A 17,412-nucleotide genomic window follows, 5' to 3' on the forward strand; every position below is an offset into this window, starting at 1 on the left:
CATCTTTTCCGTTTTTCACTTCCCCTGTTTTCTGGCACTGTTTTTTATACTATCTTTAAAATTGAAAAAACACAAAACAATGAAAAATTCACTTTTAGCAGTCATCATTCTTTTTTCATCCTTTGCTTTTGGGCAAAACGATTCAGCCGAAACCCCTAAAATTGTAGTTAAAGTGCCAAAAGGCGAAACTATAGTTATGAAGGGTGTTTCTATAAATTTTATGGAAGTTGTAGAAGATTCTCGCTGCCCTACAGGAGTAGATTGTATCTGGGCTGGACGCGCGAAAGTGAAGGTATCGGTAACTTCAAACGGAAAAACTGAAGAAAAAATCTTGATTTTTGGAGCAACTAGAGCGGGCGAAGATGCTAACACCAATCTTTACAGTTCTGAAAAATTTGCAATTAATGGCTTAAAATTAACGCCATATCCTACCTCCGAAGATAACGGAAGAAATAAAAGCTACGTGTTGTTAATTTGTGAAGAGAAGAATAAATAGAATAAATAGATTAGTGGCAACCACAGTCTTTCTTCCCACATTTGGTATTCCCGCCATCTAGCGTGCCAGTTGAGCTTTGACGCGCTTCAAAAATAGGATTCCACACAAACTTTTTAAGCAAAAAGCCTGCGGCAATAGAAAAGGTTACTAAAACTAATATTGTTTGCATACGGCAAAGATACTCAATAGCCAGCTATTTCCCAAAGGAGAATTACTTCGCAAAGGAATCTGCAATTTAATGCAAACTACAGCTCCCGCAATCTGAATGGTCGCCAGGTTTCCCCGATGAACTTTTGCTAGTTTTAAATGGATTCCAAACAAATTTTGTAATCATAAAAAATACGGCGAATGCGAAGGTTATTAATACTAATACTGTTTGCATAACTAAAAATATTTTTATTCTACTTCAAAAATTGATAAGCAGCTAAAGCCACAACGTAAGCAATACCGCTCATCACAAATAATTGCCACATAGGCCATTTCCAACTGTTTGTTTCGCGTTTTACAATGGCGAGGGTACTCATACATTGCATAGCAAAAGCGTAAAACAATAACAGTGAAACCCCACTGGCAAAATTAAACAGTGGCCCTCCCAGAACTGGGTTAACCTCCGCCGCCATTCTATTCTTGATGGTTTGTTCGTCGTCGCTACCAACGCTATAAATGGTGGCTAGGGTGCCTACAAATACTTCGCGCGCGGCAAAAGAACTTACTAGCGCAATCCCTATTTTCCAGTCGTAACCCAAAGGACGCACCGCTGGTTCAATAGCGTGACCAATATGACCAATGTATGAGTTTTCCAGTTTGTAGGAATCTACGTGCATCTCAAATTCTTCTTCTGAAAGATTTTGCGAAGCGTATTTCGCTTGTATAACTTCTTCGGCGTTATTGAAATCTCCAGGACCATAAGATGCCAGCACCCACAAAATGACTGAAATGGCGAGTATTATTTTTCCCGCTCCAAAAACAAATGCTTTGGTTTTTTCAATTACGGTAATAATTACGTTCTTAGGTAGCGGAAGTTTATAATTGGGCATTTCTACCACAAAGAAACTTTTGGAACGGATTTTTAAAATCTTATCGAGCAAGTATGCCGAAAAAATAGCAGCTCCAAAGCCCAGAATGTACATAAACATTAGGGTTAGTCCCTGCAAGCTGAAGATTCCCAAAACGCGGGTGTCGGGAATTACTAAAGCAATAATTATTAAATAAACTGGCAAACGCGCAGAACAAGTAGTAAAAGGTGTAACTAAAATAGTTATTAAACGCTCCTTCCAGTTTTCAATATTTCGGGTAGCCATAATTGCTGGAATGGCACAGGCAGTACCTGCAACGAGCGGCACTACACTTTTTCCGCTTAGTCCAAAACGGCGCATTACTCTGTCCATTAAAAAAACCACGCGGCTCATATAGCCTGTTTCTTCTAAAATAGATATGAAAAGAAAAAGGAATGCTATCTGAGGAATAAATATTACAATTCCGCCCAAGCCCGGAATAATTCCTTCAGCTATTAAATTTGTGAAATCACCTACGGGTAAAGTGTTTTTTGCCCATTCGCTTAACGAAGCGAAGGAACTATCTATAAAGTCCATCGGGTATGCACTCCAATCGAAAATAGCTTGAAAAATGAGGAGTAGAATTCCGAAGAATATCACATATCCCCAAACTTTATGAGTCAATACACGATCCAAACGACTTCTTAAATCCTTGGCGTTTGCAGTATCTACGTGAAGCGTGTCCTTTAATGTTTCATTTATAAATTTATAACGAGCAATGGTTTCTTTCTGCTGCAGCCGTTTTAGGTTACTAACAGATTCCGTTTGAAAAGATGCAACCCCTTTCAATTCATTTCGATTCAATTTTCCAAAATTTACGTCTTGCGTTATTACCAACCACAATTTGTAGAGATCTTGATTGGGAAACGCCTTTCGCAAACGGTCAAAATATTCAGTTGAAATATTTGAAGCGTTCAAGCAAGGTTTTGTAGAAAGCAGATTATAACCTTCAATCAATTCCTTTAAATTATCAAATCCAAGATTTCTTCGGGAACTGATAAGTGCAATTTTAGTCTGTAATTTTTCTTCCAGCAATGCTACATCCAGCGTAATTGCCTTCCGTTTCATCCTGTCAGACATGTTTATGGCGAGAATTGTTGGAATGCCCAAATCTTTAATTTGGGTGAAAAGCAACAGGTTTCTTTTAAGGTTTTCTACATCGGCTACTACAACCGCAACATCGGGAAAATCTTTGTCGTTTTTATTTAGTAGTAATTCAATCACCACATTTTCGTCTACCGAAGATGCATTCAAACTATAAGTTCCTGGCAAATCGAGAATGTGAACTTTGCAAGCACGACCAAATTTGCAAGTGCCTTGTTTTTTTTCGACGGTAATGCCGGGATAGTTACCCACTTTTTGATTCAGCCCAGTAAGCCGATTAAACACAGAGGTTTTTCCGGTATTGGGGTTTCCTATAAGTGCAACGTTTATGTGTTTTGCCATATTTCGACTAGCTCAATAACCTAATTTCGAATTCACTGAACGGCTGTTATTTTTCGCAGCTCAAATACCGTATTTAGGCTCCGCTTGGTAGACGGCGGAATGTTTTAAAAATTAAATCAGTTCAATTTCAATCATACAAGCCGTTTCTCTGCGAATGGCGAGATGGCTTCCATTTATATTTAAATATAGCGGATCGTTGAATGGCGCAACCTGAACCAAACACACTTCATTACCAGGTAAGCAGCCCATTTCTAATAGTTTCAAAGGAACTACATCTACAGAAAATTCCTTGATAATGCCGCGTTGGCCTTTTTTCAATGAAGCGATTGTAATCACCGTCTTTTTATTTAGATTGATTTTAAACAACGCAAAAGTAAGTGATTTAATTTAGAATGAGGAACTCAGAATTGAGAATTATTTTCAATGTTTTTAAAAGTTTATTTTTGATTTCAAAAACCTTGTAAATACGGGTTAAACAAACATACTAGCTTGATAATATAGCTTTCGAATTAGCTCAAAATTTTGCGCTTTACGATTAATCTTCCAGTTTCAGGACTTTAATATCGTGCAGAAGTGATTCAATGGCTTCCGGATCTGTACCGTCATAAAAACCGCGAATGCGCTTCTTTTTATCTACCAATACAAAATTTTCAGTATGTACAAGATCGTTTTCCTGATAAGGCACATCTTTGGCAGCTAAGTACGATTTTCTGGCAAGGTCATATATTTCTTTTTTATCGCCAGTAACCAGATTCCATTTAGCGTCATTCACGCCTTTTTCTAAAGCGTATTTTTTTAACTGAGCAACGCTATCAATTTCAGGTGTTACGGTGTGTGAAAGTAAAAGTACGTCATTGTCATTTTTAAGATCTTCCTGAATTTTCACCATATGATCTGTCATTATCGGGCAAATAGTTTGGCAAGTAGTGAAGAAGAAATCTGCTACGTAAATTTTATCTTTATAATCGTTTTGCGTGATAGTTTTTCCATTTTGATTGGTCAAGCTAAAATCTGCAATAGTGTGATACCTTTTTACATACTGAAGGGTAGTATCCACAAGCTCTACCGCAACATCTGCCGGTTGAAATACTCTCAGCACTTCTTTGGGTTTCATTATTTGGTAAATAAAACTAATAATGATAGCAGATAGCACCAATAAAACTACTGCGAAGAATTTATACTTTTTGAAAAAAGTAAGCATTGCGTTAAATTTTAGACTGAATAGATATATTCGCCCGCAAAAATAAGGTCTAAAACTATCAAATTGAATACATTTAACATTCGAATTGTTATATCGAAATATTCTACTTTGACTTCTCCTTTTTTCAGAAACCAGACAGTCATGTTCCTTTATCTAAATTGTAATTAAAATATTTTTCTACGATGAAAACATTATTACTTCCCGCTTTATTTCTTGTTTCTCTTTTTTCCTTTTCACAAAATTTTCAATCAGATAACATTAGTGAAGCAGAAGCTAAAGCAGCTACAGGCTGGTTTGGCAAACCTGTAAATTTAAATACAGGCAATTACGACCTTAAATACCACAGATTAGAATTTACGGTGAATCCATCGCAAGCATTTATAAATGGTAAGGTGACTTCATATTTTGAGGCAAAAGAAGATTTAAACACCGTAACCTTCGAACTTGTAGATAATATGACCGTTTCCCAAGTTACTCAACGTGGAACGACCCTAAGTTTTACACAGAATAATAATGACGAAGTTGTTATTACACTTCCACAAATGCAAGCACAGGGCGTTTTAGATTCGTTGTCGGTTACCTATTCGGGCAATCCCGTTAGTTCTGGTTTTGGTTCGTATGAAACAGACACCCATAACGGCCATCCCGTAATGTGGACACTTTCTGAACCTTTTGGCGCCAAAGCTTGGTGGCCTTGCAAACAGGATTTGAACGACAAAATTGATATGATTGATGTTTACATTACCACCCCACGTTTCGACCCTACAAATGAAGAATATGTTGCTGTATCAAACGGTTTAGAAATGGGACAGACTATAAATGGAAGCAATAAAACCACACATTTTAGACATCAATATCCTATTCCTGCTTACTTAATTGCAATTGCCGTTACCAATTATTCGGTCTATTCGCACACGGTTGCAAACAATGGAAATCCTTTCGAAATTATAAACTACGTTTATCCGGAAGACCTGTCGTATGCGCAAGCGAGTACGCCTGTTACCGTTGATATAATGAACCTGTTCTCAGATCGCTTTGAGCCGTATCCGTATGCGAATGAAAAATACGGTCATGCGCAGTTTGGTTGGGGTGGCGGAATGGAACATACTACAGTTTCATTTATGGGTGGTCTTAACCGCGGATTAATTGCTCACGAACTCGCACACCAATGGTTCGGAGATAAAGTTACTTGTGGCAGCTGGCAAGATATTTGGCTAAATGAAGGCTTTGCAACGTATTTGTCTGGATTGGTAATTGAAGATTTTGACGGCACTGCAGACTTTAAATTTTGGAGACAAGATAAAATTTCTTCCATTACCAGCAATTCTGATGGTTCGGTTTACATTCCAGCGCAAGACACCACTTCTGTTAACCGAATTTTCAGCAGTAGATTAACTTATAACAAAGGTGCAATGGTGTTACATATGCTTCGGAAAAAACTGGGCGATGCAGTTTTCTATCAAGGATTGAAAGATTATTTGGCAGACCCTGCTCTTTCTTATGGCTATGCAAAAACAGGCGATTTGGTTAGAAATATGGAAGCCGCCAGTGGCGAAAATCTTTCAGAGTTTTTTAGTGATTGGATTTACGGAGAAGGCTTTCCTAGATATACTATTCAATGGAATCAAGTTAATGCGGGAAGTATTTATCTGAAAATTTCACAGACCCAAAGTCATCCTTCGGTTTCATATTTTGATGTACCCGTGCCATTACGTATTACCGGTACGCAAGGTGAAACATTAGATATTATTTTGGATAATAACGTAAACAATCAAACCTACCAACCCGCGGTAAACTTTACCGTGCAGAGCGTTCGCTTTGACCCAGAATACGACATAATTTCCAGCAACAACAACGTTGTTTTGGGTACAGATGAATTTGCGCTCGAACAACAAATTGTGTTTTACCCCAACCCTACTTCAGACATAATTAATCTTCAAAAACCAGCAAATTTGGTGGTTGAAAAGGTTCAAATTTTTAATGCATTGGGACAGGTTTTATATTCCGAAGGTGTTTCAGAAACAGTTGACGTTTCAAAATTTGCAAAAGGAATTTTGTTCTTTCGCCTAGAAACTGAGCAGGGAGTTGTGAATAAGACAATCTTGAAACAATAAATTTTTCGCCAGAAATTCGCGAATCTTTTCGTTTAAAATTTCGTGAATTCGTTGTAGTAAGCTTTTCACCTAAAACATAAAAGCATCATAAATAAGCGGGAACACACCCGCTTATTTTTTTTGCACGTTCTAAAAGAGTACTTTTGTGCGATTTTTTACTGAAACCATTGATTATTTAGTGGAGCAGAAAAAGATTAGACAATATCAATTTAGCCTCCATTTAAATGATGAGTGCTTTAAAATTGAGACCATTTTATTAAAATTTCTATTTAAAAACATATGACTCCATTTGCTGTTAAAGCTATACAACTTCTTTTAAGTTTATCCTTATTAATCGTTCTGCATGAATTGGGACATTATATTCCCGCCAAACTTTTTAAAACTCGAGTTGAGAAATTCTACCTTTTCTTTGATGTGAAATTTTCACTTTTCAAAAAGAAAATTGGCGATACCGTTTATGGTATTGGCTGGCTTCCTTTGGGCGGTTATGTAAAAATTGCCGGAATGATAGATGAGAGCATGGACAAGGAACAAATGGCTCAGCCACCACAACCGTGGGAATTCCGAAGTAAACCAGCTTGGCAACGTTTAATAATTATGCTTGGTGGTGTTACAGTAAATATTATTGTAGGCTTCGTTATTTATATGGGTATTCTTTATTTCTACGGAAGAGATATTACCACAAATACAGATCTACCGCAAGGCTTTGCAATAACACAACAATTTAAGGATTACGGTTTTCAAGATGGCGATCAGATTTTAACTATAAATGGAGAGCCTTTAGATGATATACTTGAAATAAACCGCTACATTTTTGTTCGTGATATTTCAAATGTAGAAGTAAAACACGCAGATGGCAGCATCGAGATTATACAAGTGCCAGACGATGCAGGCTCAAAAATGTTTGAAAGTGGTATTATGCCAGCTTTTACCCCACGACAGGAAATTACAGTCGATTCGGTATTTGGACCCGCTAAAGAAGCCGGAATGCTAGCGAATGATGAGATTGTTTCGATCAATGGAAAAACAGTACACTACCGCGATGAATTCCAAAATATTATTGATGAAAACAAACTTGACGCAAAACAGATTGTTTTTTCAAGAGGAAATACTATTGACACCCTAAATATAACTGCTAACGAAGAAGGGCTAATTGGAATTGGATATTCAAACGAAAAGTTAATTTCACAATTAGGTCAAACTAAGATAGATTATACCTTTGGCGAAAGTATAGTTGGTGGATTCGGTTTTGGTTATAATACCTTAAAAGATTATGTAGTCCAGTTCAAGTATGTATTTACAAAGAAAGGAGCCACCAAAGTGGGTGGTTTTGGAGCCATTGGAAACCTTTTCCCGGGTGTTTGGGACTGGCAGAGCTTTTGGGCAACCACCGCTTTAATATCGATTATTCTTGCGTTTATGAACATTCTACCCATACCAGCATTAGATGGTGGTCACGTAATGTTTCTTTTATATGAAATTGTATCAGGCCGTAAACCGAACGATAAGTTTATGGAATATGCGCAAATGGTAGGTTTCTTTATTTTAATTGCCTTGGTGCTCTTTGCCAACGGAAACGATATATATCGCTGGTTGTTTGAGTAAAACATCCTAGCTTATCACTTTAAAAAAATACTTCGGAAAACCACCGAGGTATTTTTTTTTGAAAATTTTTGATGACGTTTCCCTCCCTTTTACGATGTATATAAAAAGGACACGTTGCTTCTTGTCAAGTTAATTCAAACATTTTGGCGATAAGGTTTTGTTCTTTAAAACGAAAAATGTGTCAGTTTATCCAGAAAATTTAAAAAAAATAGGACAATTGTATATATATCGTATCTTTCTGTATTGTTTTGGAACAAATGCATAAAGAAAACAAAAAGAATTTTTACATTTTACCCGCTAACGAAACAGTTTTGCTCATCAAACAAAATGACGCAGCCACGCTGAAAAAATTGTATTTAACTAATTTTTCAAAGGTGAAACGTTATGTACTTAAAAATAGCGGGAATGAGCAACAAGCAAAAGACGTGTATCAAGAAGCATTTGTAGCTATGTGGCGAAATATTAAAAACGATAGGTTTTCCGCTAATAACCAAAGTGTAATTAATGGATACCTTTTTAAGATTGCAAAATACAAATGGTTAGACCACCTGCGATCTGTTAAATACAAAAATACTACGTTCATAAACCGCGATATTGAATACGATGAGCCCGATTTTGAGGTTGACGAAGATAAAATTCAAAAAATTCAAATAATTATGGACTGCCTTAGTAATCTTGGCGAACGCTGCCAAACATTGCTAAAGCTATTCTATTTTGAAAGAAAATCTTATAAAGAAATAGCCCAAATATTGGCAATGGATGAAGCCTCCGCACGTAACGCAAAGTATCGATGCCAGGAACAATTAAAAAAAATGACCCAAACAATCCCCAATGGAAGTTAATAGCCAAATAGAGAACAATCAAGAAAATCACGAACTAATAGATGCATACTTATTAGGAAATCTTGACACCGACGAACTTGCCGAATTTAAAAAGCGGATGAAAATCTTTCCAGATTTTAGGAATGCAGTGAAAGAACAAGAAGCCGCCATGCAAGCTGTGGAAGAAATTAATCTTAAACCTACACTCGATGATTTTCACGAAGAAGTAAAAGATGAGCCCGTGAATATATGGATGTCGCGCGGAAGGTTGGCTCTAGCTGCATCTTTTTTAATATTAATTGCCGTAAGTAGTTGGGCTATTTTGAAATATGGAAATTCAGCCGAACGAGTTTATGACGCAAATTTTAGACCGGATCCTGGTCTTCCCACTACGATGGGAACCTCATCAGACTACAATTTTTATTACGGAATGGTGAATTACAAGCGTAAAGAATACGCTGAAGCCATTACTAGATGGGAGCTTTTATACGCTGCTGATCCAGAAAATGACACTTTAGTATATTTTCTGGGCGTTGCAAATTTGGCCAACGGTAATCCACGACAAGCCGAAAAATATCTTCAAATTGCCAGAAATGATAGTGAAAGCGTTTTCTTCGAAGAAATAAAACATTATTTAGCATTATCACTATTGAGAAAAAACAATATTTCAGAGGCAAAAACGCTGTTGCAAAAAAGCAAAAATCCAGCAAATATTGCGCTGCTCAAGGACTTACAGGGTCTCTAACAATTCTATACTTATAGTCTCGCTGATAGTACGGAAAACAAATATTGAGAAAGTTTCAAATTTTATTTTGATGGAAATAAAAAATAGGTATATTTGCAACCGCTAACGCAAAATTCCTCCTTAGCTCAGTTGGTTAGAGCATCTGACTGTTAATCAGAGGGTCCTTGGTTCGAGCCCAAGAGGAGGAGCACAGTTAGACAAAGCCTTTACAGAAATGTAGAGGCTTTCGTGTTTTTGGTGGGTACCTATCTATCAAATTTAGGGAGTCAATACAGGCTATTCTTTCCTCCTATTATTATTTCGTCTTCTAAAATCTCTTAAAGAATCTAATATCAATGATTTACGATGTGTTAAATGCTATATATATAACAATTAAATCTTAAATTATCACATTTTAATTACACTTTATTTGCATTTTAATTACAATGGAGGTAAATTGGGTATATGAAATTTGAGCCCAATTTAATTATCACTCCAAGCCAGACGAAAAATTTGCTAGAGATAGAAAGACATAAAGAGGCGCTAATTATTTTTCCCATTTCGGCACCATTTATCGTTTCGCTACGTGTAACTTCACAATTGCTTTCAACGCACTTTTCAACTCAAATAGGAGGAAATTCACTCACACAAAGTGATGTAAAACAGATAATTGAAGGTAATGATGAAGAATTTTTAAGTCAGGATCACGATATTCGAGAAGTGCGAAACTATTTTAAAGCATTGGAATATGTAGCCCAAGAATGTAGAAAAAAAACAGCTATCGATGAAAGACTGATTAGCACAATACACAGCTTGGTTTTTACAGGAGCCAAAATAAATAGCCCTTATAGGAATAGCGATAATGAAATTAAATATGGTTCCACAGGCAGTATTGTATATATGCCGCCTGAAGCAATTGAAGTAGCTTCTTTAATGAAAGAACTTGTTACGTGGATTAATGATTCAATACTCGCCGAAGAGCTACCCGCTCCCATTATAGCTGGATTGGCGCACTATCAATTTGCAACCATTCACCCCTATTACGATGGCAACGGTCGCACAGCCCGATTACTTACCACATTTATACTCAATATCACTGGTTACGGAATAAACAGTATCTATTTTTTGGAAGCATATTATGCGAAGAATCCGTTAGATTATTATAAAGCATTGACTACCGGAAAGAGCCAAAATTATTATGATGCCCCCGCAGAAACAGATATGGCTCCTTTTTTAGAATATTTTCTGAGCGGAATGGCAGTTTCGCTTAAAAGCGCTCGAGATATAGTACAGCAAATGATCAAGGAAGAAAACCTTGGATCCCTTGAAAGTTACAATGAAAAACTACGGGAACTAAGCCCACAACAACGCCAACTTCTTTCGTTGTTTTTAAAACATAAAGAAATTTCGATTCAAGACGTTGCAGATTTCTTTAAACTTAATACACGCAGTGCATATGGCTTGGTCAAAAAATGGATTGATGGTGAATTTATAGAAATAGGAAATACATCTAAAAAAGCCAGAACCTATATGCTCACCCCACAATGGGAACAATTGATTGTTGAAGGAAATTTGGAATTATAAGAAATTTAATACAAACCCTTGCCGCACTTAACTTAGCAGATTTATAAATACACTTGGCAATTCCTCGAAATATTTAAAACTCGTAAGAAAAACATAAATATAAATCAAGAAAGAGATTTTGTTTTATTACCTATTCTTCTTTCGGAACAATAATTCGAAAATAACTAAATTTGGTCTCCAATAATTCTGGCCTCATAGTTCAATGGATAGAATAGAAGTTTCCTAAACTTTAGATCCAAGTTCGATTCTTGGTGAGGCTACAATACATATTTCAAGTTCCCCCGAAATTTCGGGGCCCTCTCAAAACGCACCACTATTTTATAATAATTTTAAGGAGTGCTCAGTTTTATTTCACTTAATTTATACCTTTATTTTATTTATTAGTTATGAACGAAAATAGAATTGCCTTTTTTATAATTACTGGTGTCCTCGCTTTTGTAGGAATCCTTTGGTATGCTTTTGAAAACCCAGCATTGAATCCTCGTTTGGAAGAAGAAACATATACGATAATACGCAAATGGGATATGCCCGTGGAACTAAATGAAATATCCGGGATTACTTGGATTACTAAAGATAAAATTGCCTGTGTTCAAGATGAAGAGGGAATAATTTTTATTTTCAACCTCAACACAAACCTTATTGATAAAAAAGTGAATTTCGCCAAATCTGGTGATTTCGAAGGGCTCGCCATCTTAGATAGCACCGCTTACGTAATGGAAAGCAGCGGCCGCCTTTTTGAAATAAATAATTATCTAAAAGCTAATTTTCAAGTAAAAGACTACCAAACTCCTTTTGCTGGAAAAAACAATATGGAATCTCTTGTAGCAGATTCACTCAAAAATAGATTGCTGTTTATAGCAAAAGATAAAGATCCGAATAGTGACGCATTTAAAGGTATTTATGCCTTCGATTTAACCACTAAAAAAACAAAATCGCTACCTGTTTCTAAGATTCCGCTAAACCATACAATTTTTAAATCTAAAGATGCAGATGATGATGTGGAAGCTACAACAAACTTTTATCCATCAGATATGGCTATAGACCCGATAAGTGGGAATTTCTATATTATAGAAGGGAAAAATCAGCGATTATTAATTATGGACAGCATTGGCAAACCAATACGAATACATAAATTACACAACGAATCCTTTCCACAACCAGAAGGAATAACCTTTGCTCCAGACGGAACACTTTATATTTCTAACGAGGGAAAAAATGGAACTGCAAATATTCTAGAGGTTGAATTTGATAAGTAAGAATTAATACTTATCCTTCAAATTTGTTAACATAATCTCGGTCATTTCATCTAATGAAATTTGGCTTTTCCAGCCCCAATTCTTTTGCGCTTCACGATCATCTATGCTTTGTGGCCAGCTATCTGCAATAGCTTGTCTAAAATCTGGCTCGTAGCTAATTTCAAATTCAGGAATATGCTTACGAATGCTTGCTGCTACTTGCTCCGGATCAAAAGTCATACCTGCAAGATTATAGCTATTTCTAATCTGAATTTTCTCTTTTTCAGACTCCATAATTTTTACGGTGGCTCTAATCGCATCGTCCATAAACATCATGGGTAATGTAGTTTCAGCATTTAAAAAACAAACATATTTTTTGTGTTTTAATGCTTTGTGATAAATATCTACCGCATAATCTGTAGTACCACCACCAGGCATAGTCTTGTAACTTATAAGTCCAGGATAGCGTATACTGCGAACATCTACTCCATAGCGATTAAAGTAATACTCGCACCAGCGCTCGCCAGTTTGTTTACTTATTCCGTAAACCGTGCTAGGCTCCATTATGGTGTGTTGTGGCGTATCAGTTTTTGGTGTTGTGGGTCCGAAAACCGCGATGCTGGAAGGCCAAAATATTTTGTCAATCTTTTTTTCCTTCGCTAAATTTAAAACGTGAAAAAGTGAATTCATATTCAGATTCCAACCTTTCATAGGGAATTTCTCTGCAGTGGCGGAAAGCATCGCTGCCATCAAATAAACGTCGGTAATTTCGTGGCGAATTACCACCTCCTCTACCGCATCATAATCCATAGCGTCCAAAATCTCGAACGGTCCACTCTTCATAAGCTCCTCGTCTCCTTCACGAATATCGCTAGCTATTACTTTATGGCTACCGAATTTTTCGCGTAAGTAGATTGTTAACTCCGTACCTATTTGTCCGCAAGCCCCTATAATTAGAATCCTTTTTTTCATCTCTTTATTTTTTCAAAAATGTGATGTAAATATACGTATTATGAATTCGCTCAGAAGTTAAAAATTTTATGTGCCATTTCACTTATAACCAGTATCTTTGAGCATTTTCTAACAGATATGAAATTAACAATCTCACTTTTATTAGTCCTCGGCCTAGCTTTTTCTTGTAAAAATGCTTCCGATGAAAACAATAATCAAGCTCCAACCAACGATGCTTCTATAATTTTTGGCGACAAAAATTATAATTTCCCACCACTTTCAGAACCCGCAAAAATACAAGCTGTAAATTGGGGTGTTTTAGAAGATTTTCTTGCCGAAGCAAAAAATGCGAATGGAAGTAACTATCAAGACCTGCGCAACAGCACGGAAAATTTAAGGCAATATGCAGATTCGTTATTAAAAAAGATTCCAGATACGCTAGACACAAAACCTATTTATAGTAGATTGATGGTCGTAAAAACACGTACCGTTTTGCTTCATCAAATTTCGCATCAAGCAGCTATTGATTCGCTGAAAGTAAAGGAAAGTTTGGACGAAATGAACATAGCTGTAACCAATCTAATTATTCAACTTAACGAGAAATTTCAGAAGGATAACATAGATTTCCAAAGAAAAGATAATGAGGAAAGTGAGCTAAAAAAGCAACAACGTTACAAAGACTCTATCATGAATTTAGAACTTCAGGATAAAAAGAATAAAAAAGTGTAACATTCGCACTGAAAGTACAACTTATACTTTCAATATAATTTCGAGAACGAAAAATACTTCTAACAAAACTTATACAATGAAAACAAATTTTTTGAAACCTGTTGTGGCTTTTGCAGTTATTGCCATTGCCGCAACCGCATGTAAAGAAAAATCTGATGTGGCTGTAACAGAAAACGAACCACACGGAATTATTCTTGCAAACATGGACACCACTGTTAGTCCGAAAGCAGATTTTTACAATTATGTGAATGGAAACTGGATGAAAAACAACGAGATTCCAGACGACCAAACTAGTTGGGCTGGATTCACCATTCTAAGAAAAAAGACTGATGCCGATATGCTAGATATTTTGGCAAGAGCCAAAAAAAGCGGAAAATACGCAGCAGATACAGACCAAGCCAAAGCTTTGATGATTTATGAATCTAAGCTAGACACGGTTGCAAGAGATAAAGCTGGAATTAATCCACTTAAACCTGCACTCGAAAAAATTGCTTCTATAAAAAACATGGCAGATTTTCAAAAAGTAATGAGTGAAGATGCTGTTGCTGTTTCGCAACCATTTTTGGGTCTTGCAGCTTTTTCAAACCCAAGTAACAGTGCTATTAACTCGGCTTATGTTACGCCAGGTAGTTTAGGTCTTCCAGATCGCGATTTCTACACAAATACAGATCCTGCTTCGGTTAAAATACGTCAGCAGTATGTAGATCACATAACACGTATGCTTCAGTTTTTAGGCGATAATGAGGAATCTGCTCGCAAGCAAGCAGAAACTATTTTAGCTTTTGAAACAAAACTTGCTTCACCAAGATTGGATAAAGTTGCGAGTCGCGATTTCAGAAACTTCAACAATCCAAAGAGTATGGCTGAACTTCAAAATATGCTTCCGCAGATTAAGTGGGAAGAAGCTTTTAAAGGTATGGGCGTAACGAAAAAAATGGATACGCTTATCGTAATGCAACCAAAGTATATGGAAACGTTGAAGCAAATGTTCGCGAAGCCAGATTTTGATACTTGGAAAACAGTAATGCGTTGGTCAACATTAAACAATTCTGCAGGAATGTTGACTACAGAAATAGAAAAAGCAAATTTCGATTTCTATGAAACTACTTTAAAAGGAACTAAAACACAGAAACCTGCCGACGAACGCGCGCTTGCTACCGTAAACGGAAGCGTAGGCGAAGCTTTGGGTAAATTATATGTAGATGAAATGTTCCCGCCAGAAGCAAAGCAAAAGGCAGAAGCAATGATTACTAATGTAATTGCAGCCTACAAAGCCCGCATAAAGGCGTTAACTTGGATGAGCGACAGTACGAAAGTGAAAGCTATCGAAAAGCTAGACAAGTTCACCGTAAAAGTGGGTTATCCAGATAAGTGGAAAGATTATTCTTCAATGGCTGTTAAAACAGGTAACACATATTATGACAATATGGTAGCCGTACAAACTTGGGGCCTAAAAGACAATCTTGATAAAATAGATGAGCCTGTAGACCGTACAGAATGGGGAATGAGCCCACAAACAGTGAATGCTTATTTTAACCCTTTTAACAACGAAATCGTTTTCCCGGCAGCAATACTTCAGCCACCTTTCTACGATTACAAAGCAGATGAAGCCGTTAACTACGGTGGAATTGGGGCAGTAATAGGTCACGAAATTTCGCACGCTTTTGATGATAGCGGCTCACGTTTTGACTCCAACGGAAATTTGGTAAACTGGTGGACAGAAACAGATCTTAAAAACTTTACCGAGCGTGGCGATAAGCTTGCCGAGCAATACAGTAATATTGAAGTTTTAGATAGTGTATATATAAATGGTAAATTCACTTTAGGTGAAAACATTGGCGATCTTGGTGGCGTTCTTGGCGCATACGATGGTTTACAACGTTTTTACAAACAAAACGGACGTCCAGATAACATTGACGGTTTTACGCCAGAGCAACGTTTCTTTATGAGTTGGGCCACAGTTTGGCGCACCAAATCTCGTGATGAAGCTTTACGCAACCAAGTAAAAACCGATCCCCATTCTCCAGGAATGGTTCGTGCTACACAACCACTACTGAATGTCGATGCTTTCTACGAAGCTTTTGATATTAAAGAAGGCGACCCAATGTATGTTGCCCCTGAAAATAGGGTTCGTATTTGGTAATATGACTATTGTCACATTGAGCGCAGTCGAAATGTTTTAAATGAAAAAGGAGCTGTAAAAGGCTCCTTTTTTTATATTTTATGGATTTGAATTTTATCACTCATTTACTTAACTTTAAGAAATATGATTTTAAAACCTTCAATATGAAAAAATTAACTATTGTCTTGTTTTTTCTTACCATTAGCTCTTTCTGCTCTGCACAGTTCACGGCAATACCGGACCCCAATTTTGAAAACTACCTAGAGCAGAACGGCATGGGTGATGGAGTGCCGGGCAATGGACAAGTGCTCACCGCAAACATAAATACGGTAACGGAATTGTTGGTAAATATCCAGAATATTAGCGATCTTACAGGCATTGAAGATTTTGTGGCCTTGGAACTTTTAGGTTGTGCATTTAATCCATTGACCACATTAGACCTCAGCAATAACCATCAGCTTATTGAGCTGTACTGCACCTCTGGTAGCATAGAAAGTTTGAACATTACCCAATGCCCAAATTTAGAGATTTTGTATTGTGATGAAAATTTTTTGACAGAACTGGACATCACCCAAAACCCAAACCTAATCGAGGTGTATTGTGATTGGAACCTATTGACATCATTGGATATTAGCCAAAATCCTGATCTATATCTGTTGTGGGCGGACCATAATGCCATTAGTGGTTTTTTTGATACCTCCCAAAATATTGAATTGAATTATTTCACCTGTCTCGATAATAACATTACAGGTTTCGATCTTTCACAAAACATAAATCTGGAAACATTTGGGGCACCATCAAACCCGATAGAGATATTGGACGTCCGCAATGGTAACAATGCTAATATGCAGACATTTGACGTCACCGATTCCAATGGTTTAAAATGCATCCTCGTGGACGACGCCAGCGCCACCTATTTGGACGACTGGCTAAAAGACCCCGAAACCACCTTTGTAAACAACCAAGCAGAGTGTGATGCGCTGGGGGTGGCAGAGGCAACGCTCCAAAATTTCACAATGTACCCCAATCCCACATCCAGCACCGTTGCAATAAACCTCCCCAACCAACGAGTTGATGGGTTGGTCGTTACGGTAACTAACAACTTAGGGCAAGTTATGGAAAGAAAAGAAGCATTAGAAAATACAACTGTTATTCCCTTGGATGTTTCGGGCTATGCCGCCGGAGTCTATTTTGTGACACTTAAAACAGTAAATGAAACAACCACAAAAAAGTTGGTGGTACAGTAAGATTTGGAATATATAAAACTAAAAACAGTTGCTGGAATTAGAATTGAGAAAGTGATTCTTTAAGTAAATTTAATATGTGAGT

General features: G+C 36.9%; 15 protein-coding genes and 2 tRNA genes. 12 read left to right on the forward strand and 5 right to left on the reverse strand.

Annotated features, from left to right (window positions below; all coding sequences use genetic code 11):
* The first annotated feature begins 79 nt into the window (after positions 1 to 79).
* Entirely contained in the window at positions 80 to 496 is a 417-nt protein-coding gene (locus AC3RVF_RS01185) for a hypothetical protein (protein ID WP_489690472.1), read from the forward strand.
* Between the two features lie 10 nt (positions 497 to 506).
* On the opposite strand, the gene AC3RVF_RS01190 is transcribed toward AC3RVF_RS01185, so the two are convergent.
* The 4 genes from AC3RVF_RS01190 to AC3RVF_RS01205 all read right to left on the reverse strand — a co-directional run bounded on the left by AC3RVF_RS01190 (position 507) and on the right by AC3RVF_RS01205 (position 4,198).
* Positions 507 to 665: a hypothetical protein gene (locus tag AC3RVF_RS01190; RefSeq protein ID WP_489690471.1), complete on the reverse strand. Its 159-nt coding sequence runs from the start codon at positions 663 to 665 to the stop codon at positions 507 to 509.
* Between the two features lie 232 nt (positions 666 to 897).
* Positions 898 to 2,997: a ferrous iron transport protein B gene (feoB, locus tag AC3RVF_RS01195; RefSeq protein WP_489690470.1), complete on the reverse strand. Its 2,100-nt coding sequence runs from the start codon at positions 2,995 to 2,997 to the stop codon at positions 898 to 900.
* Positions 2,998 to 3,108: 111 nt separating this feature from the next.
* Positions 3,109 to 3,333, reverse strand: coding sequence for a FeoA family protein (locus tag AC3RVF_RS01200; protein ID WP_489690469.1), 225 nt, complete (start codon positions 3,331 to 3,333; stop codon positions 3,109 to 3,111).
* 199 nt (positions 3,334 to 3,532) lie between these two features.
* Positions 3,533 to 4,198, reverse strand: a complete 666-nt coding sequence (locus tag AC3RVF_RS01205) for an SCO family protein (RefSeq protein WP_489690468.1) — start codon at positions 4,196 to 4,198, stop codon at positions 3,533 to 3,535.
* 182 nt (positions 4,199 to 4,380) lie between these two features.
* Here AC3RVF_RS01205 and AC3RVF_RS01210 point away from each other — a divergent pair, with 182 nt between their 5' ends.
* From AC3RVF_RS01210 to AC3RVF_RS01245, 8 genes are all read left to right on the forward strand, one after another.
* Positions 4,381 to 6,312 carry a M1 family metallopeptidase gene (locus AC3RVF_RS01210; protein WP_489690467.1) on the forward strand — a complete coding sequence of 644 codons (1,932 nt, stop codon included), beginning with the start codon at positions 4,381 to 4,383 and terminating at the stop codon, positions 6,310 to 6,312.
* A gap of 279 nt (positions 6,313 to 6,591) precedes the next feature.
* On the forward strand, positions 6,592 to 7,917 hold the full coding sequence (rseP, locus tag AC3RVF_RS01215; RefSeq protein WP_489692568.1) for an RIP metalloprotease RseP: 1,326 nt from the start codon (positions 6,592 to 6,594) through the stop codon (positions 7,915 to 7,917).
* 257 nt (positions 7,918 to 8,174) lie between these two features.
* Positions 8,175 to 8,759, forward strand: a complete 585-nt coding sequence (locus AC3RVF_RS01220) for an RNA polymerase sigma factor (RefSeq protein WP_489690465.1) — start codon at positions 8,175 to 8,177, stop codon at positions 8,757 to 8,759.
* Positions 8,749 to 9,483, forward strand: coding sequence for a hypothetical protein (locus AC3RVF_RS01225; protein WP_489690464.1), 735 nt, complete (start codon positions 8,749 to 8,751; stop codon positions 9,481 to 9,483). The genes AC3RVF_RS01220 and AC3RVF_RS01225 overlap by 11 nt, the downstream gene beginning before the upstream one ends.
* 114 nt (positions 9,484 to 9,597) lie before the next feature.
* Positions 9,598 to 9,671 (forward strand) — tRNA-Asn (locus tag AC3RVF_RS01230).
* Positions 9,672 to 9,927: 256 nt separating this feature from the next.
* Entirely contained in the window at positions 9,928 to 11,046 is a 1,119-nt protein-coding gene (locus AC3RVF_RS01235) for a Fic family protein (protein ID WP_489692569.1), read from the forward strand.
* Positions 11,047 to 11,234: 188 nt separating this feature from the next.
* Positions 11,235 to 11,306: transfer RNA gene (locus AC3RVF_RS01240), tRNA-Arg, on the forward strand.
* Between the two features lie 126 nt (positions 11,307 to 11,432).
* Entirely contained in the window at positions 11,433 to 12,302 is an 870-nt protein-coding gene (locus tag AC3RVF_RS01245; RefSeq protein ID WP_489692570.1) for an SdiA-regulated domain-containing protein, read from the forward strand.
* A gap of 3 nt (positions 12,303 to 12,305) precedes the next feature.
* Here AC3RVF_RS01245 and AC3RVF_RS01250 read toward each other — a convergent pair whose 3' ends face one another.
* Positions 12,306 to 13,253 carry an NAD-dependent epimerase/dehydratase family protein gene (locus tag AC3RVF_RS01250; RefSeq protein WP_489692571.1) on the reverse strand — a complete coding sequence of 316 codons (948 nt, stop codon included), beginning with the start codon at positions 13,251 to 13,253 and terminating at the stop codon, positions 12,306 to 12,308.
* A 117-nt stretch (positions 13,254 to 13,370) separates the two neighbouring features.
* Between AC3RVF_RS01250 and AC3RVF_RS01255 the strand changes: the two genes are divergently transcribed.
* The 3 genes from AC3RVF_RS01255 (at position 13,371) to AC3RVF_RS01265 (ending at position 17,330) form a co-directional block, all read left to right on the forward strand.
* The gene (locus AC3RVF_RS01255) at positions 13,371 to 13,961 is read left to right on the forward strand and encodes a hypothetical protein (RefSeq protein WP_489690443.1); all 591 of its coding nucleotides are present in this window, start codon (positions 13,371 to 13,373) and stop codon (positions 13,959 to 13,961) included.
* A 76-nt stretch (positions 13,962 to 14,037) separates the two neighbouring features.
* The gene (locus AC3RVF_RS01260) at positions 14,038 to 16,104 is read left to right on the forward strand and encodes a M13 family metallopeptidase (protein ID WP_489692572.1); all 2,067 of its coding nucleotides are present in this window, start codon (positions 14,038 to 14,040) and stop codon (positions 16,102 to 16,104) included.
* Between the two features lie 143 nt (positions 16,105 to 16,247).
* Entirely contained in the window at positions 16,248 to 17,330 is a 1,083-nt protein-coding gene (locus AC3RVF_RS01265; protein ID WP_489692573.1) for a T9SS type A sorting domain-containing protein, read from the forward strand.
* Positions 17,331 to 17,412: the final 82 nt, after the last annotated feature.

The organism is Aequorivita sp. IT1183 (assembly GCF_058068265.1).